Raw genomic sequence first — 23,519 nt, 5'->3', positions numbered from 1 at the left:
CCTTTCTCACCTAATCTTGAGTAGCTTCTTTCACAGAAACTCCATCTACCATGTTCCCCAATCAGTCGTTATCTTCCATCAAATTCTTAGAAAAGCTACCATTCTTAATGTAAACACGGTAAGTGCCATCAGCTTGCATTTTAAAGCGCACATCAACTTGGCTAAAATTCGTTGCATCTCCGCCTATGTAGTTTAGGTATAACTCCGAACTCGTATTATTGATATACAATTCTGACTCAACGGGAAGTCCAAAGTTTTTGATGATATCCTCGTAACTTTCGCCACCTTCACCAGTTTCTGCATCTCCAACTACAACTTGGTCAAACTTTTCTTGGGTCCATTTGAAGTTAGCTGAGCCTTTTTCTTTGCTGACTGCCGGAAAAGCAGAATCGGTAAGGGACGAGGCTCTTTTTTGTGTTAAATAGTACTCTTTACCATTTTTATTAAAATGTAATTCAATACGTCTTCTATCGTCATAGACTCCGTATTCGCTTTCAGCATAAACCAAGCTGATGTCTTCTGAATATTCGTCTTGATAAGCTCTGGAAGCTCTGCCATGTTCAGCAACAACCTTGCTTAATTCTGTTCCAAAAGTATCATAACCATTTCCTACCTCTAAAGCCTCGTAATTGACTAAATCCCAGTCAAACTTAAACTCCTGCTTCGTAGCCGTAAGACTCTTGGTATAATCCGTCTGTAAACCATAGCGGAATGAAGAACCTGTTTCATAGGAACTCGAGCTGCTACTGGATTGTAAAGTTGACTGGCTAAATTTTGCCTTATAGACAACCTTGTTGTCCGAATGTTTATCATTAACAGTTTTTCCGTAAACAAACCATCCAATAAAAAGAATCAACGCAAGTAAACTCAGGATACTATATAAACCATAGCTTTTATAGCGCAAAGAGAACCTATAATTTTTTTCGGACTCCTTTTCTAAAGCCTCAGCAAGATGGTCAAAGGAGTCATCTTTTTTCTGATGTACTTTTCTACTTTTCGCCATTACTACTCCTTAAAAATTCTCTTCACATTAATCAATTTATATCCAGTTGTCTCCTTCTCAAAATAAAGAGTCACTGAGTTAATTGTGGCAGTAGGATCATTATCTTTCTGATAGGTCAGAGTCAGTTGCTCCCAGTCGTCACGCCCCGCACTAAAAACACTTGTTGGCAAGCCGTACTTGTCAATGATATCCTTTGGTTCAATTATTTTTTTACTATCTGAAGCAATCTCATCTGATAACGTATCTGACTCCGTCTTGGTCCAGCGAAATGTAAAGTCTTGCCCGCTAGCTTCTTGAAATTCCAAATCTTGTAAATTGTAAAACGATTTACTGTAAAGACGATAATCCCCATCCTTTTTTAGAAAATACAAGGTTACCATTTTCTGGTCATCAGAATCTTCCTCATAAGTTACAACGACTGGTACGGTGTGTTCAACATTGTTGTACTGAACGTCAACCTGAGATGGTTTACCATACTTTTTAACAACTTTTTCAAAAGTATCGCTGTTTTTATTGTCCCAGTCAGCCGTCAATGTCCTATATTTATCTAAAGTCCAATTGAAAGTATCTTTGGTTTCCGCCTCTGATAAGACTCTATCCACAAAACTTTGAGCGGCTGCTTTTCCTTTATCACCAGCCCTAGTGGAAGAAGCTGAAATGACCGTTGACTTTGGAGGAACGGATTCCATTTTTTTTTAATGGCTGGATAATAGAAAATAAGATAATTAATAATAAGCAGATGGGCAAGGCTAATGCAATAAAAAACCAGCCCATTTTCAGTCTTTGGAAGAGGGCATCACGCGTTTTAGCTACTGAAATGGCTTTCTCAAGTTCTTCACCTAATACGGAAAAACTTTCATCCTCCAGTTTCTGGATGTGTTTTTTATTCTTAGTCATTGATATCTCCTTGCTTTCGGCTTAATTTAAAAGACATCTTATCTGCCTTGGCAATAAAACTAAGATAGATATCTTCTCCTTGCTCTAGGCTATAATAACGCAGACGTAGAGTAACTTTGTCGTTATAGACAGAAGTCTGGTAAGAAGTTGGGTAACCGTATGTCTGAGTAATACTTTCTAAATCAACTCCACCATTCCCATCAGAAGAAGAGCCCACTTTCAAAGCTTGGTATTCCTGACTCGTCCACTTATGGACATTAGCAGCGGTCGAGATTTTATCGGTATAAGGGGAAATCGGCAATCCATAAAGCTCCTTGGTCTGCAAAATATAGACATTACCATACTTAACAAAAGTTAATTTTACAAAATGATTACCCTCCTTCAGGGTAGAAGCGAAAGCATCTTGGTCATAGGTAAGAAGTATTGCCCCATCCGTATTGGCAATACTTCTGTGTTCAGCCGAAGAAGCTAAACCAAAATCATTGATTATGGTATCTAAATGCGTTTTGGATTTGCCTTCTATCTTCCAGTCTAAGTATTTAAACTTATCAAAACTCCAATTAAAGTGATAATCACTCGCATCGGAGGCCTTCAAAGTATTGGTATCGTTATAGTCTATCTCTTTGACCAAAGGTGAATCTTTCTTAAAAGAGAAAATCACCAAAACGACCACTACAATAAGAATCAAACTCCCCAAAATATGTATCAGCAAATTGACAGATGACTTGCCCTCATCTCGCCTAATATCCTCTTGTTTGATGCTCTGTTCTAGCTCCGAACCTAAGTCTCCAAGACTTTTTTCTTCTTTTTTCATTTTAATCTCGTTTCTTTTTTATATAATATACCATATTTATTAAATTCTGGCAGAAATTCCCCTTTCCTACACGCCAAACGCATGAGAGTCAATTCCTGCTATTCTCCTCTTTCTAACCATTTTTGATCAAAGTAACTTATTCAAATACTGATCTAAAGCCATACTGAGATTGTATTTTCTTGCATCTCAACCTCATCTTTTTGTCAACATCAAGCTTCTTCAAAATCGCCGGGTAAAATTTATCTATCACATTTAGAATCTGTACTCACAAGTGAAGTGCTTATCGATATGAGATAATTTTTCGCTAATCAAGATAGTTTTTTGAGAGAATACTGACTGTATTTTGAAAAAAACTAACGAGGAGTAAATTAAAAACTAGCCTTAGATAGAAGTGCTGAACTGTGAATACAGGTTCTTAGATTAAATGCTGTTCGTCTTCTCGAAATAAGACCGCTAACTGCTGATGCCCACTGACGTATGCACCAAACTCTTTGGAATAAATCAACGCGTTTCTTCACTTAGCTTGCCAATCGTTGGCTGAAGACTTACACTGTCTACACAAGGGACATGCCCCATTCAATATGTTTTCCGATGGAGCCAATCAACACCATGGATTACCTTATAACGTCTAACCTCAATCTGACAATCTGCCTTTTCAACCGTTTCATAGCTGCCAACTATTTCAGTTTTATCTATCTCAAAAATGTGGGGATATCTCCAATAGCGGCTTCTGATTTCTTTGATAGTAAGCTGAACGTCGGCTTGTTTCTGGATAGTCTTCTGGGCAATCCCTTTTAGGTTCCTATGCATCACTTTTGTAAATACTAATCCAATAACTCGGGGATAGCCGTGATTTTATTGCTCTTTTCGTTAGTGGTAACTTGACCATAACAAATCTTCAAATCTGTAGCCTAAACAGAGGCAATATGCAAAGGTTTTGAGATGGACTAACATTTTCTATAATGATTTTACCATCAATAGATAGCAAACATCTGGCCAAACTTGGAAATATTTCAATTGGTAACACAACTTCCTGAAACATTTCTGACCACATGAAGGCGAGTATCCCGAAAACTTGCGTCTCTAGAGTCGAAAAGATACCTTATATAGTGTCCTGAAAAATAATATCATTTCCAGCTTTAAAATACGACGCACTGAAGTTTCATAAGCTTTTCCAAAACCTTCAATACCTTCCCAATACTTAGCACCAGCCAAACAGACGGAGAAGATGAATCACACGCTATTATCTCGAACAAGACTTGATTTTACAAGCCTAACACTCATTACGAAGGTCATCAGGAATTTAGGAATCTCGAACATGAAAATCCCTCCTTGTTTATTTTTTAAATATTTTAAGGTTATCCCTTGTCACATAGCACCAATTTGCGATAAAATAATAATCATATACGAGAAGAAAGTTTGAGAAAAAATTATGGCTTATTATAGTCGTCCCCCACGAAGTAATTCTTGGCTGGGCGTTGTTTTTGTAGGAATTATCTTGCTGGCTGTTTTAGGCTGGATTATTCAGCTACTAATTCCTGTTCTTGTACTTGGAGGTGTCGGTTATGGCATTTATTACTTAGCGACAAGGCAAACACGACTGGACAAGGTTAACACAGCACAACGCTTACAAGATTTAAAGGATGAAATTCAAGTGGCTGACCGTCAGGTCAAGCTCTTAGACAATTATCTTGATGAAAAAGATTACACCCAGTATTCAATTGTAGCGCGCCAGCTATTGCCAAAAATCCAAAACATTCAAAGTGAGGCAACTAGCCTCAAAGATAAGATGGATTTAAAAATCTATAAACGTGTGGTCAAGAAGGCAGTGGAAGTAGAGGAAGACATCAAACTCCAGCTAGAAAAGCTCAATATCTCGCCAAATACTGCGCCTGCTAGCTCAGAAGAAAAGGATATTCTCAAACGTGCCCCTGAATTAACAGAAGTTTACACTAATATCCAACGCGACCATGCAAGTATTTTGGAAAGAATTGAACAAGCTGATAACAAAGCTGAGCTGCTCGCACTCCATGAAGCCAACATGAAGCGTTTCGATGATATCTTGACTGGTTACCTGAAAATCAAAGAAAATCCTAATAATTATTACAACGCCGAAGAACGTCTAGCACAAGCCGAGTCTGCTTTGGAAAAATTTGACTTGGACCTTGATGAAACTCTTCGCCAACTGAACGAAAGCGACCTCAAAGACTTCGATGTCAGTCTACGTATGATGAACACCGAACATAAAGACTACGCCGCAGAAGAAAACATGAGTGACATCTATTAACTATAAAACCATTTGCTAGGAGAAAAACATGGCTGATACTTTTAACTTTGACATTGACAAAATTGCTAACAACGCCCTTGTGAAAACCGACAAAACCACTGAAATCATTGCCTCAACTGATAACACTGCGACAGGTCAGGTTTCTTTCTTTGAAAAATTGTCTCCTGAACAGCAGGCTGCTATCACAGCAAAAGCACCTGCCCTTGTTGATACCTTTGTGGCTGACCAAAATGCCTTGCTTGATTTTGGGACATCAGCTGTTGAGGAAGTCAACACAACAGTTAATCACATTTTGGCCGAGCAAAAGAAATTAGAAATTCCTCAAGTTGACGAACTTCTCAAAAACACCAACCGCGAACTCAACGGTTTCATTACCAAGTACAAAGATGCCAAGCCAGCAGAATTAGAAAAGAAACCTAATTTCTTGCAAAAAATGTTCAAACAAGGAAAAAATAGCCTTCAAGAGTTCTACTTCGATTCCCAAAATATTGAGCAAAAAATGGATGGTATGGCAGCTGCCGTGGTCAAACAAGAAGAAACCTTGGCTCGTAACATCGTCTCAGCTGAGATGCTAATTGAAGACAATACCAAATCTATTGAAAATTTGGTTGGTGTTATCGCCTTTATTGAAGCAACTCAGAAAGAAGGGGTTGACCGTGCAAAAAGCCTTCAAACACAGGTAGCCAGTTTAGACCCAGCCACACCTGAATACCACAACAAATCTGAAGAATTGGCTCGCATGACTGAAGTTATCAACACGCTTGAACAACAGCACACCGAGTATCTGAGCCGCCTCTACGTTGCTTGGACGACAACACCACAAATGCGTAACATGGTCAAGGTTTCCTCAGATATGCGCCAAAAACTTGGTATGCTCCGCCGCAATACCATTCCAACGATGAAACTGTCCATCGCACAGCTAGGCATCTTACAACAGTCTGTCAAATCAGGGGTTACAGCAGATGCCATTGTCAATGCTAATAACGCTGCGCTTCAAATGTTGGCCGAAACCAGCAAAGAAGCCATCCCACAGCTAGAACGTACAGCCCAAAGCCCAACCATGAACATCAAGTCTGTCACAGCCTTAGCTGAGAGCTTAGTTGCCCAAAATAACGGCATTATTGCTGCTATTGATAATGGCCGCAAGCAACGTGCTCAACTAGAAGCTGCTGTCATTAAATCAGCTGAAACTATCAATGACTCAGTCAAACTTCGTGATCAAAAAATTGTAGAAGCACTCTTAAATGAGGGACGTAGTGTCCAAGAAGAAGTTGAACGTCCACGTGAAGACGTTACACCAGAATAAAGGCTTCTCTCTGACACCTAGGTTTTGTCATAGATGGACTCCCCAGTATGGACGTCTAAGCCATAGACACCATCACAAACAACATTAAAAATGGTAAACAGCTTTAACCAACACAGATAATTAAGCTTAATTTAGCCACCAGCTTAGCTGGTGGTTTACTTATTTCCCTTGGAAAAATCTCATCACAAACTCACAATAAAAGAAACCTAGTAAAAACTAAGTTTCTTCCATCATTTTTATTACTTAAAGTAGGACAAGAAGCATGATTTTGAAGTCTTGGGTCAAACTATTATTTTAAATAGGCAATTCCAATACTTTTCACTATTTGCTTTATGATTATTTCATAAATTTCTTCTTATGTGAAATTGTGATTCCAAGTAAGCTTAAGAGACTTATCCCAGCTAAATAAAGAAGTGAGTCCTTATCACCTGTTTTTGGGAGAGAGTGGCGCTGTGCAACACGTGAATAGGTTTGTTTAACTTCTACACTTGATTTTTGTGATGAATAAATAATTGGATTTTCTGTTTGTTCCAATAATCTATTATTAATTATCTTCAATTCCGATTTATTACTCTGAACTAACAGGTTACCCTTTTGAGTAATTTGAGATTTGATTTTGGAAAATTCAAATAGTGGCTTTTCTTCATTAAGAACGGCATCTCCTTTGCTAATTTCTGGAGCTAGAGAATGCAAACCTGTATTTCCTATTTTATTTTCCTCTGCTATATAGATAAGTCTATCAAAAAAGTCTGATTTAAATAAATTATCTACATTTTTTTTAACTTCACTCTCAATAATTGGATTAATAATATCTGATTGCAGTTTTTCTATATCAATCTCAATAGATTGGTCTTTAATTTTGTGATTATTAATAGTAAAATATGCTATTTTACTAACTTCATTAGTATTATCAGCGCTGTGAGAAACACTAAATTCTACCTTAGAAGTATTGTTATAGTCATCTTTCACTAATTTGACTATCCATTCTACAACCTTAGAAGTATTAGGGTCAATTTGCTTAGTTAACTGAGTGTCATCTCCTTCGACAATCTTACCTTTAGTTAGTAGTTTAAGTTGTGTTTTGTTATTTTTTAAACTATCCTTTAATTTTTGATTAGTAATCTGTGCTGTAATTTTATAAACCAAATTATCACTATTATTAGAAATAAGTTTATAATCAAAATTCATATCAACAGAATTGTTATTTAATTCGATAACCTTATTAATAGTTCCTTCTAAATCTTCTAATGTATCAATTGAGAAGCTATCTACCGTTGATAACGCCTCTACAACACTCTCAGCATATTTTTTTTCCTCTTCCAAACTATTGGAACTATCAAGCACTTCTAAAGAGTTAAACAAACCCACTGTATAAATATTATACCTATTATTAAAACTTTCTTTTAGTGATATAGCTCCATTGGCATATCCCGCATATAAATGGTCCGACTGTGAAAATCTACCTCCCTCTTCTATTATTCCGTCAGTAGGTATACCATCAGTTATAAAAATAATAGATTTTACTGAATCTGTCTTTCCATATTCGTTAAACATATCATTAGCTAATTTTAATGCGTCTGAGTAGTTTGTTCCTCCCAAAGCAAACAAGTCGTCTACCGAGTTTCTCAAATAATCTTCATCGGAAGAAAATGATGATAAATTCCAAGCATAATCTGCAAATCGAATAATTGCAATTTCAGAGTTTCCTTTTTTTAAAAGATCCGTTACTATTTTTTTTGTAGCTTCTTTTTCCTTTTCAAGGGCCTCTCCGCTCATACTTCCAGAGGCATCAAGTAATAGAATAATTTGATTTAACTTGTGTAAATTATTAGTTTCTATACTTTCCAAGTTTTTAACAATATGAATTTTTTCTTTTTCTGGAATTATATAGTTATCCTCAGGTCGTCGAACATTAAAATTAGTATTAATATATTGTTCTTGATTTCCTACCTTGAATACACTAGTCAAAGTATACTTACCATCATATAGACGATTTAAATATTCTGACTTTAATTCAATAATCGTACTTCCTTCTCTAAGGAGGTAATCGTCTTTGTGTAACTCTACACCATTAACATATACTGAAGATAACTGAGAAATAGGATTCTTTATCTCAAATAAAAGATTTGACTCTGAACCATGTTTCCAATCTTCTGTAGGTTTTATAATAAATTGACTCTCATCATCAGCAAATAAGTCAGAAGGAATAATCCTTTTATCAGCATCTAATACCGATTCACGTTCACTATTGATAGAATCAATATAAGTTTGTGATAAATTCTGCAATTGTTCTATATAATTAAAAGCCTCTTCCAGTGCAACTACCGCAGTTTTAGTAAGACCTTGAGCAAAATCAACATACTCATCAGCTACCGCAAAAGCAGGAATACTCTGAATAGGAGTGATTCCAAGTTTATTAAAAGTTGTTTCATGGAATTGACTCATTTCCTCACTTAGTTTACCAAGTAAATTTTCGAGTACAGTTTTCCCGACTTCTTTTACGTCAGTATTTTCCAAGTTCGGATGACTATCAATATATTGATCAATAAACGGTTCAACATTATCATAGCTAAAGAGTTCTTCTGAGAAGGCTTCTGGCCTAAAAAATTTAGTTCCATATCGAATTAATGAAATTTGCTGATTAAATTCTTTAAATAATTCTTTATATTTTTCGCTTTCATCAATTTGTTCCGGTGTTAAAATTATTTTATCAGCTAACTTTTCATCATTTAAAATAGTACGATATAACTCTAGAACAGCATTTGTTGCTCCTGTTTTTAAAGCTTGAGTTGAATAATCTACTAACTTATCTTTCAACTGTGACTTGATTTCGTTTTTTAAATCATCTTTCCAACTATTACTTGCATTAGAGCTATTCGGTGTCCCTACATTATTTGATGTAGTATTATTTGAACTATTTTGTGCCCCTACATTAGTCGATGTGGTATTATTGGAGCTATTCGGTGTCCCTACATTAGTCGATGTAGTATTATTTGAAGATGCGTTATTTAAAAAATCATTAATAACATCTTTATCCTTTAACATATCGGAAGCTGTGTCATTGACATCTTTAATAATATAATCTTGCATATCTTTGATAGTCTGTTTACCAGATTCAGCATAAACATCCTTTAACGTATCAGCAGTATCATCAATAACAGATGACTGCCTTTCTTCACTGTCAGTACTTTTACTATTCTCTGTTAAAGTAATACCTACATTCTCTATCTCGTCTGCCTCAACAGTATTACTAGCAATAGTATTTCCACCTAAAGAAATTAGTGAAGCTACCGCAACAGAAATTAATACCTTTTTACTTTTTCTAAAAGAATAAATATTATTTTTTTGATTCATATTATCCACCAATTATAAATTTTAATATACCGATCATTTACAGTATCACGTATTTATTTCTGCTGTCAATACTGTATATTTACCCATGGTGCTAGTTAATTTCAAAATAGCGTAAATTATGAGCTAGAATAATTTGTTCAAGTCGTAACTGTAGTCCAGCTATTCCTCCAGTTAATGTATGTTCGATATCAAAGTGACAACATAGTTCAGAATGTAACCAGATAAGGTCACTAGCATATGAACCTTGAAGCCGTAGAACCAAAGATGTTTAGAGGCCTTGTGATGTCATGCCTAGTTCAGCTTGTAACAAAAGCCAGACAAGGAGCGATTCATCTGAAACTTTGACTAAGCCAACATTACGCCGATGTTTGAAAGAATCTGGGCAATAATTTTGGTAGAAGTGATGACAAATTTGTGATAATTGGCGCACATTCCATTGCAAATGATGAGATTTAGCAGCATACTGTAAGTGGCTCATTTGGACTAACCTCCTGTATGTTTCGTCACTTACAGTATAGTCCATTTGGGCTTTTTATTGTATTTTGAAATTAACTAGCACCACGGGTAACTTCATAATAAAAATATAGCTTTTTATGAAAAAATGTCATCTGAAACGAAATTTCTTCATGTGTTTACCATATGTCACATCTTTAGCTATCTTTTTGAGCTCGTAAACTCCCTTTGTTAAGCCAACTGTTACTCTTATATCCAATAGAGTATCTTTTCTACTGAATGTCTGGGGCTAGTCAATTGGCTTAATCCTCACGTTTTTTGAATCTAGCTAAGCTGAATCCTGCCATAACAACACCTGCTGCCTTTGCTATAATTTTTTGAATTGTATAGACGAGCGTAGTTCTTTGAACACTAGTCACCTGTTCTGACAATTCCAATACTTTTCACTATTTGCTTTATGATTATTTCATAAATTTCTTCTTATGTGAAATTGTGATTCCAAGTAAGCTTAAGAGACTTATCCCAGCTAAATAAAGAAGTGAGTCCTCATCACCTGTTTTTGGGAGAGAGTGGCGCTGTGCAACACGTGAATAGGTTTGTTTAACTTCTACACTTGATTTTTGCACCAATTCACGATTTGGCTTATAGCTTTGAACGATAGGAGTCGCTTGCTCTTTTGTGTTCTTTCCAGTCATAAGCGTTGACTTATCAGATGGTTTATGCTGAAGGTCATAAATCGCCTTGACAAGCTGATAGTATTCTTGAGCATCGGCTGCTTTAACTTTCAAGTCTGCTATCACGGCTTTAGCGCTAGTAAGAGCAGCTGTCTGAGCAATGATGTGTTCCTGAACTCTAGACACGTTTTCTTTGAGCTTCACAACTTGAGTTGATGCCTCTTTAACTTCGGCAAGTTTGGTTTGGGCACTAGTCGCTGCCTCCTGTTTTGCTGCTAACTCTTTATTAGCTTTTTCTAAAGCTCCCTTTGCACTCTCAAGATTTGCCTTGGCTTTTGCTAAATTAGCACTTGTTTTTGTTAATTCTTCTTGTGCTGCTTGAAGTTTTGCTTTTTGCTCTGCTAAGTGTTCTTTAGCCAAAGCAATGCTCTCTGCTGTTGCAGTTTGAGCCGTTTGCGCTTTAGTTACTTCTCCTTGAGCTGCTTTTGTTTGCTCTTGAGCTTGCTTGTAGGCGTCTTGAGCAGACTTCTGAGCTTTCTGTGCCTGTTCTTGTGCTTTTTTAGCTGCTGTCAAACTTGGCACTGGAGCCGTCAAGTTGGCAGTAACATCAAACTTACTTGAATCGGCTACATCAGATTCAGATAATAGTGCAAGATGAATCCCATCCCATGAACCTTCAACGTTAAAAGGAGTTTCTGAAAGCCCTAGAAGATTCCTTTCAGAATTTAATAAGAACTCAGATGCGAATGTATCTTCCTCTGGATGCCATAAAATCGGCCATAGGATATGATGGAAAATACTATTTAAGAACAATCCCAATGGATTCCCTACATAGGCACCCTTACTATAATGTGAACCAATAACAGTGACATGCTGTCCACCACGGTATCCATCTGTTTTTAAGCCCATCTTTTCATAAGTTTCTTTTACGAAAGGCCTATCAGAACCATTCAAAGGTTTAGCGTAATCCCCATAAAATCCGTTATAATCAATATCTTCCGATTTTAAGGCTTCTGCTAAAGCTACTGAATCCCGGTTGACTACTACAGTTCCATCAATACCAAGTTGTTGGCGGATAGAGTTAATCAGTTGTGCTGCGTACTGATTCCCTAGCTCTCGAATTGTTGGAATTTCCGGATCAAAGTCATGTTCAAACAATTCGAGATTGGAATACTCTTCAGTTGAACTTTTAAAGAGTGTAGCCAAATAATCAATCGTATTAGCCCCGCTATTAGATTGGTCAATCAGTTCACGCTCACTATGGGTTAAACTTTGAAGTTTTTTTAGTTTATTAGCCTTATCTTCTGAATTTGTCGCAGCCTTGTAGGCTTTGTAAGCTGATACCCACTCAGAAGAAAGTATAGCCTGATTAAATCCGACTTGGGCTTCTTTTTGTTTTTGCTCGTACTGTTTTTGATAGGCCTCATCAAGTCTTTTAATGATTTTAGCCTTGAGATTTTTATCACGCTTATCTATGTCCCATACTTCATAGTATTTTTCAATATCAGCCAAAACATCATCAGGTACTTCATAAGGGGTAGCTGGTAATGTCAAGGGTTTAGCTGCCTCAAGCTGCGCTTTTTGTACTTCTGTTACTGCGGTAGCTGCTTCCTCTACTGCTTGGTTAGCTTTAGCTAGTTCTTCTTGAGCTGCCTTTTCAGCTGCTGCTCTTTTTGAAAGCTCATCTTGGGCTGCTTTAACGTCAAGACTATTATTTGACATGGCATCAAGAGTGTCTTGCGCTTTTTGAACCGCAGTTTGAGCATCTGAAACAGCCACAACAGCTGCAGTATTTGATACTGTTTCTGATTGAAACTGCTTTTGTGTGTTTTCAGCCAAAGTTTGAGCACTCGCTTGGTTTTCCTGAGCTAAAGAGACTGCCTCTTGAGTAGCCTTAGCCTCTGCCTGTGCTTTTTGAAGGACTTCTGGTTGAGCATTTGACTCGGCTTGAGCAAGAGCTGCTTGGTCATTTTCAAGCTGTTTTTGACTTTGAGCTAGGTCTTGCTCAGTTTTGTTAACTGTGTTTTCTTGTTGACTGAGAGCTTGTTTCGCTGCATCAGCTTTACTTTTAGCATCTGAAACAACTTGCTCTGCAACAGGTTGATTAGCAGTTGAAACTTCTTTAGCTGATTGTGTTTGTTCATCAGCTGCGACTAGATTGCCTACGTTGGTCAACGCCGTTGCAAGGGCTAAACTTGAAATAACTTTAATCTTTCTTGACATAATTTTCTCCTTATAGCTTCTCAGTACTATTGTACCCCCCCCCCCCGATCCTTTTGTCAAGGGGGTTTGAGCATTTTGTTGACTTTTTGAGAAATCCCGAATTGTAAAAATGGAGGCCCAAAACAGGATAACTTCGTCTGAAATCTTAGAACCAAGTTTTCATGCAAAAAATAACTATTATGTTATAATAAGGACACTATGGATAAACTTATAAAATCAATTTCAAAAACAGGCTCTTTCCGCGCCTACGTACTAGATAGTACAGAGACGGTCAAGAGTGCTCAAGACAAACACCACACCCTTTCTAGCTCAACGGTGGCTTTGGGCCGCACACTCATTGCCAACCAAATCCTTGCTGCAAATCAGAAAGGAGACAGCAAGATTACCGTTAAGGTCATTGGGGATAGTTCCTTTGGACATATCATTTCCGTGGCGGACACAAAAGGCAATGTTAAAGGCTACATTCAAAATGCTGGTGTTGATGTGAAAAAGACCGCAACTGGCGAAGTTATCGTTGGACCTTTCATGGGCAATGGGCAGTTTGTTGTCATCACTGACTACGGCACAGGAAATCCCTATACCTCATCTACCCCTTTAATTTCTGGGGAAATCGGGGAAGATTTAGCTTACTACCTGACTGAAAGCGAGCAAACTCCTTCAGCTGTTGGGCTTAATGTTCTGCTAGATGAAGACAACAAGGTCAAGGTAGCTGGAGGCTTCATGCTCCAAGTCCTACCTGGTGCGTCGGAGGAAGAAATCAGCCGCTATGAGAAACGTATCCAAAAAATGCCTGCTATTTCAACGCTGCTTGAATCCGATGACCACATAGAAGCCCTGCTTAAAGCCATCTACGGTGAAGACGACTACAAAGTGCTAGCAGAAGATGAGATTCGTTTCAACTGCGACTGCTCACGCGAACGCTTTGAAGCTGCTCTGGTCACTCTAGGCAAAGAGGAACTGAAAGCAATGGTTGATGAAGACCACGGTGCTGAAATCACCTGCCAATTCTGCGGTAAAACCTACAGTTTCACCGAAAAAGATTTGGAGGATCTCATCAATGCCTAAGCTCAACACCTCTTTCATGATTGGTAATGTAGAAATCCCGCACCGCACTGTCTTAGCACCTATGGCCGGCGTGACAAACTCTGCTTTTCGAACCATTGCCAAGGAATTTGGCGCTGGGCTGGTCGTGATGGAAATGATTTCAGAAAAAGGTCTCCTCTACAACAACGAAAAGACCCTTCACATGCTACACATTGATGAAAATGAGCACCCCATGTCTATTCAACTCTTCGGTGGCGACGCTGAAGGTCTTAAACGCGCAGCTGATTTCATCCAAAGCAATACCAAGGCTGACATCGTTGACATCAACATGGGGTGCCCTGTCAATAAAGTCGTAAAAAATGAAGCTGGTGCTAAGTGGCTCAAAGACCCTGACAAAATTTATCACATTGTTAAAGAAGTTACCTCTGTCCTTAATATTCCATTGACGGTTAAAATGCGTACCGGATGGTCAGACAATTCACTGGCAGTTGAAAACGCACTAGCTGCCGAGTCTGCTGGTGTCGCTGCGCTGGCTATGCATGGTCGTACCCGCGAACAAATGTACACAGGCACCTGCGACCACGAGACGTTGGCCAAGGTAGCCAAGGCCATTACCAAAATCCCTTTTATCGGAAACGGTGATGTTAAAAACGTCCACGACGCTAAATACATGATTCAAGAAGTCGGTGTTGATGCAGTTATGGTGGGGCGTGCGGCCATGAATAATCCTTACATCTTTACGCAGATCAACCATTTCTTCGAAACTGGTGAAGAACTGCCAGATTTACCATTTAACAAGAAACTGGACATCGCTGAAGACCACCTCAAGCGTCTCGTAAACCTCAAGGGCGAAATGATTGCTGTCCGAGAATTCCGTGGTCTAGCTCCCCACTATTTGCGTGGCACAGCTGGAGCTGCCAAAGTCCGCGGAGCCGTTTCCCGCGCCGAAAGCATTGAAGAAGTTGAGGAAATTTTTAATACCCTCAGATAAACAAACTGACTCAAGTCAATAGATTGGCTTGAGTTTTGTTTCATTTTTATTACAAATATTTCACGAACTATTTACACGGTAATTTTTTTGTAATATAATGACATTGTAAAAAAAGATTATGAAAAGAGGTCATCACCCATGAAAACAAGTCGGAAAATGGCTACAGTCCTAATGCTCACATCACTCTTCCTTCTCGGAGCCTGTGGTAAAAGCGACAAGAAGGCGACAACAGCTTCTTCAACGACAAAAAGCAGTAAAGTTGTTAAGAAAAACAACACATCAAACTCAAGTAAAAACACCAAAACTTCATCTTCTGATAGTTCTAAACAGGCAAGTCAAGACGACAATGGTGCTACTAACCAATCAAATGCAACATCTGCCAACAATTCTCAAGTGGCAAGTGGTACTGCTTCTGCAATTCAGAATGATAGCTCCCAAAATCAAACAGTAGACTCAAGTATTGATGTCAACGCTCTAGCAAATCAAGATTACTCAAGTATCGCTGGAACTTGGTCGAATGACCTTGGCGAAACAATTACTATTAGTGCTGACGGTCATGCCACTGGCTCTGACTACCCTAAAACCTATGATTTAGGTGCTGGCCAAGTCAACAACGGTAATTTTTTCGGCTCTATCCACAATCCCGAAACAGATTATGGCAATGCTGCTTTTATCGTTATTCCTGCTGGTGTAGCCAATGTCCACTCTGGAGAAGTGGAAAATTCTGACAGTATCTTAATTGGTCAAAGTGCTGAAGCAGACAACCACCCTTTCTACAGAAATTAAAATATTATTCAAAAGCGGTGAAACTTACAGATTTCATTGCTTTTCTTCTGTTAACAAACTTTCTTATAGACATTCTTACTTTCAATCCCTTTATATCAAGTAACAACATCTAATTTTAGTTTTCAAAAAATATTATAGCCGATTTTAGCTTTCTCCCTTATACTCAATGAAAATCAAAAGTAGCCTAGGAAACGAAGCCGACGATAGAACTTGAGTTCATCAAGGCAAGTTGACAACGGATAATTTTGATTTTCGAAGAGTATTAAAAGAAATTCTCTGTCAAGTTCCTCAATCCTAAGCCTTGAAAAAGTGCCACATTTTGTATAAAATAGTAAAGCAACTTAGATAGGAGAATTATGTTGATAGTATTGGCAGGAACCATTGGAGCTGGTAAAAGCTCTCTAGCAGCCGCACTCGGCGAACACCTAGGCACAGAAGTTTTCTACGAAGCCGTAGATAATAACCCTGTTTTGGACTTATATTACCAAGACCCTAAGAAATACGCTTTCTTGTTGCAAATTTTCTTTTTGAATAAACGTTTCCAATCCATAAAAGAAGCTTATAAGGCCGACAACAACGTTCTTGACCGTTCAATCTTTGAAGATGAGCTTTTCCTCACCCTCAATTATAAGAATGGCAATGTCACTAAGACAGAATTGGATATCTATAAGGAACTTTTGAGTAATATGCTTGAAGAGTTGGAAGACATGCCTAAGAAATCGCCAGATCTCTTAATTTACATTGATGTTTCTTTTGAAAAAATGCTAGAGCGAATCACCAAGCGTGGGCGTAGCTATGAACAAATCTCAGATAATCCTGATTTATATGAATACTACCAACAAGTTCACGATGAATATCCTAACTGGTACGATAACTATGACGCCTCACCAAAAATCCGCATTGATGGCAACAAACTTGACTTTGTTAATAATGTTGAAGACCTACAATACGTCTTTGATCTGATCGATGCCCAACTTGAAAAACTCGGATTATTATAAAACACAACCCTCGCACCGTTTGATGCGAGGGTTTTTCTGTCTATACAATATCAAATTTAAGTTTATCTTTATTGAGTCCGATTTTCAGTGTTTGCCCACTAGATAGATTACCTGAAAGGATAAATTCTGAAAGTTTGTCTTCGACTTGTGTCTGAATGGTGCGACGTAGCGGGCGGGCACCCATTTCCACATCGTAACCTTCTGTTGCCAAATATTTAAGAGCAGCAGGCTGGAATTTGAGAATAATGTCTTTTTCAGCCAATGCTGTAATCAATGGTTGAACCATTATTTTCACCACATCGCGCATATTGTCCTCAGTTAGGCTGTGGAAGACAACTTTTTCATCAATCCGATTGATAAATTCTGGGCGATAAGCTTTTTTGAGTTCTTCTAGAATACGTTTCTCCATGGCTACATGATCATGAGCAAAATCTCTAGCACCGAATCCAACAGTCTTGTCATCACGCAACGCTGTCGCACCAAGGTTGGAGGTCATGATGATAATAGTATTTGAAAAATCAACCTTGCGACCACGACTGTCCGTCAAAACTCCATCATCTAGAACTTGTAAAAGGACATTGAAAATATCAGGATGAGCCTTTTCCACCTCATCAAAAAGAAGGACAGAGTATGGCTTGTTACGAACTTTCTCAGTCAATTCGCCACCTTCTTCGTAGCCAACATATCCAGGTGGGGCACCGTTGAGACGACTAGCCGCAAATTTTTCCATATATTCAGACATGTCAAAACGGATAAGGGCAGATTCATCATCAAATAGGACTTCTGCCAGAGCTTTGGCAAGTTCTGTTTTTCCGACACCCGTTGGGCCCAAAAACATGAAAGAGCCGATTGGCCGTTTGCCAGTGCGAATACCAGATTGATTGCGACGAATGGCGCGACTGATGGCTGAAACAGCAGCATCTTGACCAATCACGCGCTTGTGGAGCTCTTTTTCCAAGTTCAAGTATTTCTTGCTATCTGCCTGAGTTAGCTTCTCAACCGGAATACCTGACAACTTGCTGAGGGTTGACATGATATCATCCTCGCTAACAGGAATAGGTTTTGGCTTAGCCTGAGAGCGTGATTGTTTCAGTAGTTTAGAGACCTGTGAGAAATCACCATTCATAATAGCTTGATCAACAGGTGTCAAATAAGCTGGTTCAGTTTTTTTGACTAGTCCTTGAACGGTAGCACTGGCCTCATCTAAAAGGTCAATGGCTGAATCCGGCAAATGTTTGCTGGTCAAATAACGGTGAGCTGCCTTAACTGCTGTCAGAACAGTAGCATCTGAAATGCTTACATTGTGGTAATCTTCATAGGATTTTTTTAGGCCTAACAAAATTTGATAGGCATCATCAAGGCTCGGTTCCTCAACCAAAATTTTAGCAAAACGGCGTGACAATGCAGCATCTTTTTCAATATGTTTCTGATATTCTTCCTGTGTCGTTGCACCTACCATATGTAGTGTTCCACGTGCCAAAGCTGGCTTCAAGATATTTGCCGCATCTAGGGTGCTATCAATCCCTGAACCAGATCCCATAATGGTATGCAGTTCATCAATGAAAAGAATGATATGCCCATCTTCCTCTATATCGGCGATGATTCGATTCATGCGTTCTTCAAAATCCCCACGGAAGCGCGTTCCAGCTACTACGCTCATCATGTCAAGTTCCAAAACTTTCATACCTTGCAACTCATAAGGTATTGTTCCATTGACGATACGTTGGGCTAGGCCGTAAGCAAGTGCAGTCTTCCCAACCCCAGAATCTCCCACCAAAACAGGATTATTCTTAGTTTTACGACTAAGGACTTGAACCATACGGGAAATTTCTTTGTCCCGTCCAATAACTGGTTCTAACTTACCTTGACGCGCCAGATCAGTCAAATCTCGGGTAAATTCTGACAAGTCTCCGACAGTTGTAGGAGGTTTCATCATATCAGAAAAAGCAGCTCCACTTTTGGCTTTTTTAGGTTTACGTAGATCATGAATGGCCTTGATATTTTCTTTAGTAAAACCAGCATTACGCTCCAAAGTCTTTCGTAAATCAAGCAAACGCACAGAGTCCCCGTCTTCTTTAGCTTTAAATCCAGCCAACTCTAAAATACGACTAGCCAACAAGTCCAAGTCAAGTAACATGGCAAAAAGTACATGTTCTGTCCCAACATCTTTACTTCCCGTCACCTCTGCAATAGCTTGAGCAAATTGAAGCACCTTTTTCATGGCATGTGACTGTTCTAAAAATTGGACAGTCTCTGCAGTATCAGACGGTGTTTTACCAATTGCTAAAATCACGGCCGCTTCATACTCCTCAAAAGGAATACGATTCTCATACTCAGCAAAAGTTAGACCTGCAATAGAATCATGAAGGGCAACCATTGCCAACAAAAGATGCCAACTTTCTAAATAACTGCTATCGTAGCGAGCTGCTTGAAATTGCGCAAGTTTAAAAACTTCTTGCATCTTAAATGAATATTCAGTCATTAACGAAATCCTTTTCTATCTAATCTATATAAAATTCTGCGAAGCATACGCGCACGAATACGCGGCGCATCTTGCCCCAAAACATCATCTGAAGCTGTAGCTAAAATCAGGTTTCCTTCACATTCACTGATGATTTTCTCATCAAAAAGCATCTGGATAATATCCGTGAAAACCTGCTCTGAAATCTGATCACCTATGGTAGTCATCAAACTGCCTAATAAATGATGTTGATCAGAAAAGCTAACTTTAGCGATACGAATGTAGCCTCCACCGCCTCGTTTGCTCTCCACGACATAGCCGCGACTTTCTGTAAAACGTGTTTTAATTACATAATTAATCTGACTCGGAACAACTTGAAAGGTATCTGCCAAATGCGATCGCTTAATTTCGGCAATGCCCGATTGGGACAATAATTGTTTGATGTATTCTTCAATACTATCCGATGTATTTTTAGTAACCATTAGCTTACTCCTTCCCAGCCATTTTGACTATAACTGACCTTATTATATCAGAATTTCAGACTTTTTTAAACAAAAGAGTTCTCCTCAGATGAATCATAAAACGATTTTAGTTGAGTTTCTTTTCAAGTTAGGATAAAATGGAGATTGAACTAAAAGAAAGGTTTATCTAATCTAATGAATTATCTCATCACATTTTTAATCTCCATGGTGCCGCTAGTTGAGTTGCGGGGAGCCGTTCCCTACGCTATTGCGACAGGTATCCCCATGTGGCAGGCATTACTCATCGGAGTGATTGGCAATATGCTTCCTGTACCAATTATTTTCTTTTTTGCTCGCAAAGTCTTGGAATGGGGGGTAGACAAACCCTATATAGGCGGTTTCTTCACATGGTGTCTAAAAAAAGGACATAGTGGTGGTCAAAAATTAGAAAAGACTGCTGGTGAAAAGGGGATTTTCTGGGCTCTTCTCCTCTTCGTTGGTATCCCATTGCCAGGTACTGGTGCATGGACAGGAACTCTAGCAGCTTCTATCCTTGACTGGAAATTCAAACCAAGTGTTATCGCTGTAATGTTAGGGGTTATCCTTGCAGGACTCATCATGGGAACACTTTCAATGATTTTTGGTCTTAATACCTTTGCTCATTAAGTTTTATCAATGGCAGAGCAACATAAGGTTTTGCAAAATCAAGTAGGATCTAGTTATCTTTCCATCCTTTCTCACATCACATACTGGCTATTTGCTATGGACAGGTATAAGTGGTTTTACACAAACTTTACTTTTTCTATCGAAAATCAAAAATGAAAACACTGGAAACGATCACAGATGATTATTTCCAGTGTTTTTATAGTTTGCTTTTAGTACAAGGCAACGAGCTGCAGGTTGCTAGAACAGCCTCTAGGCTGTTCTAGGTTGGAAATAAGACACGCGAAGCAAGTCACTTTCGTAAAGTACGGCAAAGTGAGTTCAAACAATCCAGTGGAGTGTTTGAAGTTGGAAATAAGGAAACGGAGTTTCCTCTTACATCGAAGTAATAAAAGATAAACTAATTGACTATAATTTACCCTTTTAGGTTATTTTCTCTTACTTCATGTATTCTCTTTTCCCGACTCCAATAGACTCTGTAAGCCCGGCCACTGCATAAAGAGATAAAAGCCATTACTTTTTTCACCAGTAAAGCTAATAAGGTAAATAGATAGTTCACCAGAGCAGTTGTTCCTCGTTTATGAACGACTACCACTTTTTCCTTTCCATATTTTCCTCGTACTAAAAACACCCCAAAACTGCATTAGTCATGATTTTGTCTGTCCCAAAAGTAGCTCCAAAGCTTTCCTAAGCGAAACAAACGCCAAGAAAAATAGACTAATAGCGTTAGGAAAAAAACTGCCAAAGGAATAAAGAACCCTTCTCGTCCATGATGATAAAAATAAAGGTTAACACAGCCGTATAGACAAAAGATAAAAAAGACGATAAAAGCTAGTGTTGTCATATAGGACAAAAAATATATCACCTTTTTATACAAATTTCTGAACCTTGAATTGTTGTAGTTGTGTCTTCCTTGATAAACTTTGTCTTTTTTTACTTCAAATATCCACTTATCTGATTCATAAAAAATAATAAAGATCAACAGTCCTAAAAGAATACATCCAAGCCATGAAGTCATTCTCAGTCCTTCGTTAAGTTCAAAGCTTCATAAGGCGTTCGATAGCCAATTTGCAAAACCTTGCCATCCTTGATGAGTATAGGCCGTTTGATGAGCATACCATCTGCAGCTAATAGTGCCAAAGCCTCATCCACGGTCATTTGTCCAAATTTATCTTTGAGCCCTAAAGCTCGATAGGACTGACCACTTGTATTGAAGTATTTTTTCAAATCCAAACCTGAATTTTCCAAGAGATTGCGCAAGAGTTTAACTTGAGGTGGGTTAGTCTTTATATTAACAGACTCAAAGGGTACTCCCAAAGTTTCCAACTCTGCCTTTGCCTTCTTACAAGTGCTACAAGTAGGGTATTCATAAAAAATATAGGTCATTTCTTTACTCCTTTTTCATAGTCTAAAAGCCAACATTTTCGCTCCAGACCGCCAGCGTAACCCGTCAGTTGTCCTTGACTGCCAAGCACGCGGTGGCAGGGGATGAAAATGCTCAGAGGATTTTTACCAACCGCACCGCCAACAGCTTGTGCCGACTTGCAGGCGAGTTGTGCCGCTATTTGCCCATAAGTGATGGTTTGACCGCTGGGGACACGAGTTAATAATGTCCAAACCTTTTTCTGAAAGGCCGTGCCCTGTGGCGACAAGGGAGGACCGCTCTGCGACTTTCGTCCCGCAAAATAGGCATCCAGCCAAACTTGCGCTGCTGTCAAAATCGGACTCGGCTGCTCTGCTATGTCCATAGCCTCAAAACCACGAAGTGCATACTTCTGGCCGACAAACCAAGCCCCCAGCAGTCCGCTGTCATCCGCCAACAAAATCATCTGCCCCAAAGGTGAATTGTAAATCTGCTTGTGTAACATAGCTCTATTATACCAAAAAGTACTGAGAAATCCTTCTCAGCACTTTATCATTATTTTGTATTGGCAATCAAACGCACACGAACGATGTTTGCACTGTTTTCGAAATTATCAACAAGAGCATCAATCTTGCTTTTATCTGTCTCGTCAAGGTCAAGAATAGTGTAAGCATAATCACCTTTAGAACGATTCAGGATATTGTCAATATTGATTCCCAAATCTGATACAGCTGTTGAAATTTTAGCCACGATATTTGGAACATTTTTGTTAATCAAGGTGATGCGGTAAGGTGCATCCAAAGCTTGGTGCATATTAGGAAAGTTCACTGAGTTAGTAATTTCTCCCGTTTCCATAAATTGACGGATTTCTTTACCAGCCATAATAGCACAGTTGAGTTCTGCTTCTTCTGTTGAACCCCCAACATGTGGAAAAACCGTAATCTTTTCTTTATTAAGCAACTCTTCGCTTCCAAAGTCAGTGATATAGCGTTTAACAACTCCTGTATCAATAGCATCAAAAAGAGCGGCGTTGTCAACCAGTTCTGCACGAGCAAAATTGATGATGACTGTATCTTTTTTCATTTGTGCAAAAGCTTGGCTGTCAAAAGTGTGACGTGTTTTATCATTTAATGGCACATGAACAGTGATATAATCACAATTAGCAAAAATATCTTTAAGATCATCCACACGCTTAACATGGTGGGAAATATTCCAAGCTGTCTCAATAGAAACATAAGGATCGTAGCCATAAACATCCATCCCAAGTCGCTGAGCATAGTTAGCAATACGGCTACCGATAGCACCAAGACCGATAACACCAAGAGTCTTCTTAGAAATTTCAGTTCCTGCAAATTGTTTTTTACCTGCTTCAACTTGCTTAGGCACATCATCACCTGAAAGGGTGTTAACCCAAGCATTAGCAGCAAGATAATCCCGCGCTGACATGAGAATCGAAGCTAAAACAGCTTCCTTGACAGCATTGGCATTGGCTCCAGGGGTATTGAAAACAACAATTCCTTGAGCCGTAGCTTCGTCAATGGGAATATTATTGGTTCCAGCACCAGCACGAGCAATGGCTTTTAAGTTTGTTGGAAATGTCACATCGTGCAAGTTTTGACTGCGGATAATATAAGCATCAGGATTGTCAGACTTATCTCCATCAATTTGAAAATTATTTCCCAATTCTTTTAAACCAATTTGGTTAATATTATTAAATGTTTTGACACTATAAACCATTTAT

The 23,519-nt window shown here is 38.6% G+C and carries 19 protein-coding genes and 1 pseudogene; 7 read left to right on the top strand and 13 right to left on the bottom strand.

Annotated features, from left to right (window positions below; genetic code table 11):
- Positions 1–61 precede the first annotated feature (61 nt).
- The 5 genes from ABZ559_RS02760 to ABZ559_RS02740 all read right to left on the bottom strand — a co-directional run bounded on the left by ABZ559_RS02760 (position 62) and on the right by ABZ559_RS02740 (position 3,524).
- Positions 62–1,003 (bottom strand): hypothetical protein, encoded by a 942-nt coding sequence (locus ABZ559_RS02760; protein WP_367007173.1) that lies wholly within the window; start codon positions 1,001–1,003, stop codon positions 62–64.
- Between the two features lie 2 nt (positions 1,004–1,005).
- The gene (locus ABZ559_RS02755; protein ID WP_367007172.1) at positions 1,006–1,692 is read right to left on the bottom strand and encodes a hypothetical protein; all 687 of its coding nucleotides are present in this window, start codon (positions 1,690–1,692) and stop codon (positions 1,006–1,008) included.
- Complete coding sequence (locus tag ABZ559_RS02750; RefSeq protein ID WP_367007171.1) at positions 1,643–1,900, bottom strand: hypothetical protein; 258 nt, start codon at positions 1,898–1,900, stop codon at positions 1,643–1,645. The genes ABZ559_RS02755 and ABZ559_RS02750 overlap by 50 nt, the downstream gene beginning before the upstream one ends.
- Positions 1,893–2,714, bottom strand: coding sequence for a hypothetical protein (locus ABZ559_RS02745; protein ID WP_018376149.1), 822 nt, complete (start codon positions 2,712–2,714; stop codon positions 1,893–1,895). The genes ABZ559_RS02750 and ABZ559_RS02745 overlap by 8 nt, the downstream gene beginning before the upstream one ends.
- A gap of 576 nt (positions 2,715–3,290) precedes the next feature.
- Positions 3,291–3,524: a hypothetical protein gene (locus ABZ559_RS02740; protein ID WP_367007170.1), complete on the bottom strand. Its 234-nt coding sequence runs from the start codon at positions 3,522–3,524 to the stop codon at positions 3,291–3,293.
- Between the two features lie 622 nt (positions 3,525–4,146).
- Here ABZ559_RS02740 and ABZ559_RS02735 point away from each other — a divergent pair.
- Positions 4,147–5,001, top strand: coding sequence for a hypothetical protein (locus ABZ559_RS02735; protein WP_367007169.1), 855 nt, complete (start codon positions 4,147–4,149; stop codon positions 4,999–5,001).
- 28 nt (positions 5,002–5,029) lie between these two features.
- The gene (locus ABZ559_RS02730; protein ID WP_367007168.1) at positions 5,030–6,307 is read left to right on the top strand and encodes a toxic anion resistance protein; all 1,278 of its coding nucleotides are present in this window, start codon (positions 5,030–5,032) and stop codon (positions 6,305–6,307) included.
- A gap of 336 nt (positions 6,308–6,643) precedes the next feature.
- Here the strand turns inward: ABZ559_RS02730 and ABZ559_RS02725 are convergent, their stop codons facing one another.
- From ABZ559_RS02725 to ABZ559_RS02715, 3 genes and pseudogenes are all read right to left on the bottom strand, one after another.
- Positions 6,644–9,661: a VWA domain-containing protein gene (locus tag ABZ559_RS02725; RefSeq protein ID WP_367007167.1), complete on the bottom strand. Its 3,018-nt coding sequence runs from the start codon at positions 9,659–9,661 to the stop codon at positions 6,644–6,646.
- A 91-nt stretch (positions 9,662–9,752) separates the two neighbouring features.
- A pseudogene (locus ABZ559_RS02720) lies at positions 9,753–10,139 on the bottom strand (hypothetical protein).
- Between the two features lie 436 nt (positions 10,140–10,575).
- The gene (locus tag ABZ559_RS02715) at positions 10,576–13,011 is read right to left on the bottom strand and encodes an LPXTG cell wall anchor domain-containing protein (protein ID WP_367007166.1); all 2,436 of its coding nucleotides are present in this window, start codon (positions 13,009–13,011) and stop codon (positions 10,576–10,578) included.
- A gap of 198 nt (positions 13,012–13,209) precedes the next feature.
- On the opposite strand from ABZ559_RS02715, the gene hslO reads away from it, so the two are divergent.
- The 4 genes from hslO (at position 13,210) to ABZ559_RS02695 (ending at position 16,830) form a co-directional block, all read left to right on the top strand.
- Positions 13,210–14,076 carry an Hsp33 family molecular chaperone HslO gene (gene hslO, locus ABZ559_RS02710; protein WP_273403593.1) on the top strand — a complete coding sequence of 289 codons (867 nt, stop codon included), beginning with the start codon at positions 13,210–13,212 and terminating at the stop codon, positions 14,074–14,076.
- Positions 14,069–15,046 carry a tRNA dihydrouridine synthase DusB gene (gene dusB, locus ABZ559_RS02705; RefSeq protein WP_277291699.1) on the top strand — a complete coding sequence of 326 codons (978 nt, stop codon included), beginning with the start codon at positions 14,069–14,071 and terminating at the stop codon, positions 15,044–15,046. The genes hslO and dusB overlap by 8 nt, the downstream gene beginning before the upstream one ends.
- 138 nt (positions 15,047–15,184) lie before the next feature.
- A complete protein-coding gene (locus ABZ559_RS02700) occupies positions 15,185–15,832 on the top strand; it encodes a DUF6287 domain-containing protein (RefSeq protein ID WP_367007165.1) in 648 nt (215 codons plus the stop codon).
- A 356-nt stretch (positions 15,833–16,188) separates the two neighbouring features.
- Positions 16,189–16,830 (top strand): deoxynucleoside kinase, encoded by a 642-nt coding sequence (locus ABZ559_RS02695; RefSeq protein WP_367007164.1) that lies wholly within the window; start codon positions 16,189–16,191, stop codon positions 16,828–16,830.
- Positions 16,831–16,870: 40 nt separating this feature from the next.
- Here the strand turns inward: ABZ559_RS02695 and ABZ559_RS02690 are convergent, their stop codons facing one another.
- A complete protein-coding gene (locus ABZ559_RS02690; protein ID WP_367007163.1) occupies positions 16,871–19,312 on the bottom strand; it encodes an ATP-dependent Clp protease ATP-binding subunit in 2,442 nt (813 codons plus the stop codon).
- Entirely contained in the window at positions 19,312–19,773 is a 462-nt protein-coding gene (locus ABZ559_RS02685; protein ID WP_018375315.1) for a CtsR family transcriptional regulator, read from the bottom strand. The genes ABZ559_RS02690 and ABZ559_RS02685 overlap by 1 nt, the downstream gene beginning before the upstream one ends.
- A gap of 174 nt (positions 19,774–19,947) precedes the next feature.
- On the opposite strand from ABZ559_RS02685, the gene ABZ559_RS02680 reads away from it, so the two are divergent.
- On the top strand, positions 19,948–20,418 hold the full coding sequence (locus tag ABZ559_RS02680; protein WP_273403579.1) for a small multi-drug export protein: 471 nt from the start codon (positions 19,948–19,950) through the stop codon (positions 20,416–20,418).
- A gap of 1,017 nt (positions 20,419–21,435) precedes the next feature.
- Here ABZ559_RS02680 and ABZ559_RS02675 read toward each other — a convergent pair.
- From ABZ559_RS02675 to ABZ559_RS02665, 3 genes are read right to left on the bottom strand one after another with little or no spacing between them, the layout of a single operon-like run.
- Complete coding sequence (locus ABZ559_RS02675) at positions 21,436–21,801, bottom strand: arsenate reductase family protein (RefSeq protein WP_018375312.1); 366 nt, start codon at positions 21,799–21,801, stop codon at positions 21,436–21,438.
- Positions 21,798–22,283: a methylated-DNA--[protein]-cysteine S-methyltransferase gene (locus ABZ559_RS02670; RefSeq protein ID WP_367007162.1), complete on the bottom strand. Its 486-nt coding sequence runs from the start codon at positions 22,281–22,283 to the stop codon at positions 21,798–21,800. The genes ABZ559_RS02675 and ABZ559_RS02670 overlap by 4 nt, the downstream gene beginning before the upstream one ends.
- Before the next feature lie 50 nt (positions 22,284–22,333).
- Positions 22,334–23,515, bottom strand: a complete 1,182-nt coding sequence (locus ABZ559_RS02665) for a 3-phosphoglycerate dehydrogenase family protein (RefSeq protein ID WP_018375310.1) — start codon at positions 23,513–23,515, stop codon at positions 22,334–22,336.
- Positions 23,516–23,519 lie beyond the last annotated feature (4 nt).

It is taken from the genome of Streptococcus sp. ZY19097, assembly GCF_040731245.1.
Lineage (GTDB): Bacteria > Bacillota > Bacilli > Lactobacillales > Streptococcaceae > Streptococcus > Streptococcus orisratti.
The sequence above is the reverse complement of the archived record's forward strand: the minus strand, read 5'-3'. Positions and strand labels throughout refer to the sequence as shown.

Coding starts and splice junctions, on each gene's coding strand:
- ABZ559_RS02745 (WP_018376149.1), bottom strand. CDS start 2,714: ATGAAAAAAGAAGAAAAAAGTCTTGGAGACTTAGGTTCGGAGCTAGAA.
- ABZ559_RS02760 (WP_367007173.1), bottom strand. CDS start 1,003: ATGGCGAAAAGTAGAAAAGTACATCAGAAAAAAGATGACTCCTTTGAC.
- ABZ559_RS02740 (WP_367007170.1), bottom strand. CDS start 3,524: ATGCATAGGAACCTAAAAGGGATTGCCCAGAAGACTATCCAGAAACAA.
- ABZ559_RS02665 (WP_018375310.1), bottom strand. CDS start 23,515: ATGGTTTATAGTGTCAAAACATTTAATAATATTAACCAAATTGGTTTA.
- ABZ559_RS02725 (WP_367007167.1), bottom strand. CDS start 9,661: ATGAATCAAAAAAATAATATTTATTCTTTTAGAAAAAGTAAAAAGGTA.
- ABZ559_RS02675 (WP_018375312.1), bottom strand. CDS start 21,801: ATGACCTATATTTTTTATGAATACCCTACTTGTAGCACTTGTAAGAAG.
- hslO (WP_273403593.1), top strand. CDS start 13,210: ATGGATAAACTTATAAAATCAATTTCAAAAACAGGCTCTTTCCGCGCC.
- ABZ559_RS02750 (WP_367007171.1), bottom strand. CDS start 1,900: ATGACTAAGAATAAAAAACACATCCAGAAACTGGAGGATGAAAGTTTT.
- ABZ559_RS02690 (WP_367007163.1), bottom strand. CDS start 19,312: ATGACTGAATATTCATTTAAGATGCAAGAAGTTTTTAAACTTGCGCAA.
- ABZ559_RS02695 (WP_367007164.1), top strand. CDS start 16,189: ATGTTGATAGTATTGGCAGGAACCATTGGAGCTGGTAAAAGCTCTCTA.
- ABZ559_RS02730 (WP_367007168.1), top strand. CDS start 5,030: ATGGCTGATACTTTTAACTTTGACATTGACAAAATTGCTAACAACGCC.
- ABZ559_RS02680 (WP_273403579.1), top strand. CDS start 19,948: ATGAATTATCTCATCACATTTTTAATCTCCATGGTGCCGCTAGTTGAG.
- ABZ559_RS02685 (WP_018375315.1), bottom strand. CDS start 19,773: ATGGTTACTAAAAATACATCGGATAGTATTGAAGAATACATCAAACAA.
- ABZ559_RS02755 (WP_367007172.1), bottom strand. CDS start 1,692: ATGGAATCCGTTCCTCCAAAGTCAACGGTCATTTCAGCTTCTTCCACT.
- ABZ559_RS02670 (WP_367007162.1), bottom strand. CDS start 22,283: ATGTTACACAAGCAGATTTACAATTCACCTTTGGGGCAGATGATTTTG.
- ABZ559_RS02715 (WP_367007166.1), bottom strand. CDS start 13,011: ATGTCAAGAAAGATTAAAGTTATTTCAAGTTTAGCCCTTGCAACGGCG.
- ABZ559_RS02700 (WP_367007165.1), top strand. CDS start 15,185: ATGAAAACAAGTCGGAAAATGGCTACAGTCCTAATGCTCACATCACTC.
- dusB (WP_277291699.1), top strand. CDS start 14,069: ATGCCTAAGCTCAACACCTCTTTCATGATTGGTAATGTAGAAATCCCG.
- ABZ559_RS02735 (WP_367007169.1), top strand. CDS start 4,147: ATGGCTTATTATAGTCGTCCCCCACGAAGTAATTCTTGGCTGGGCGTT.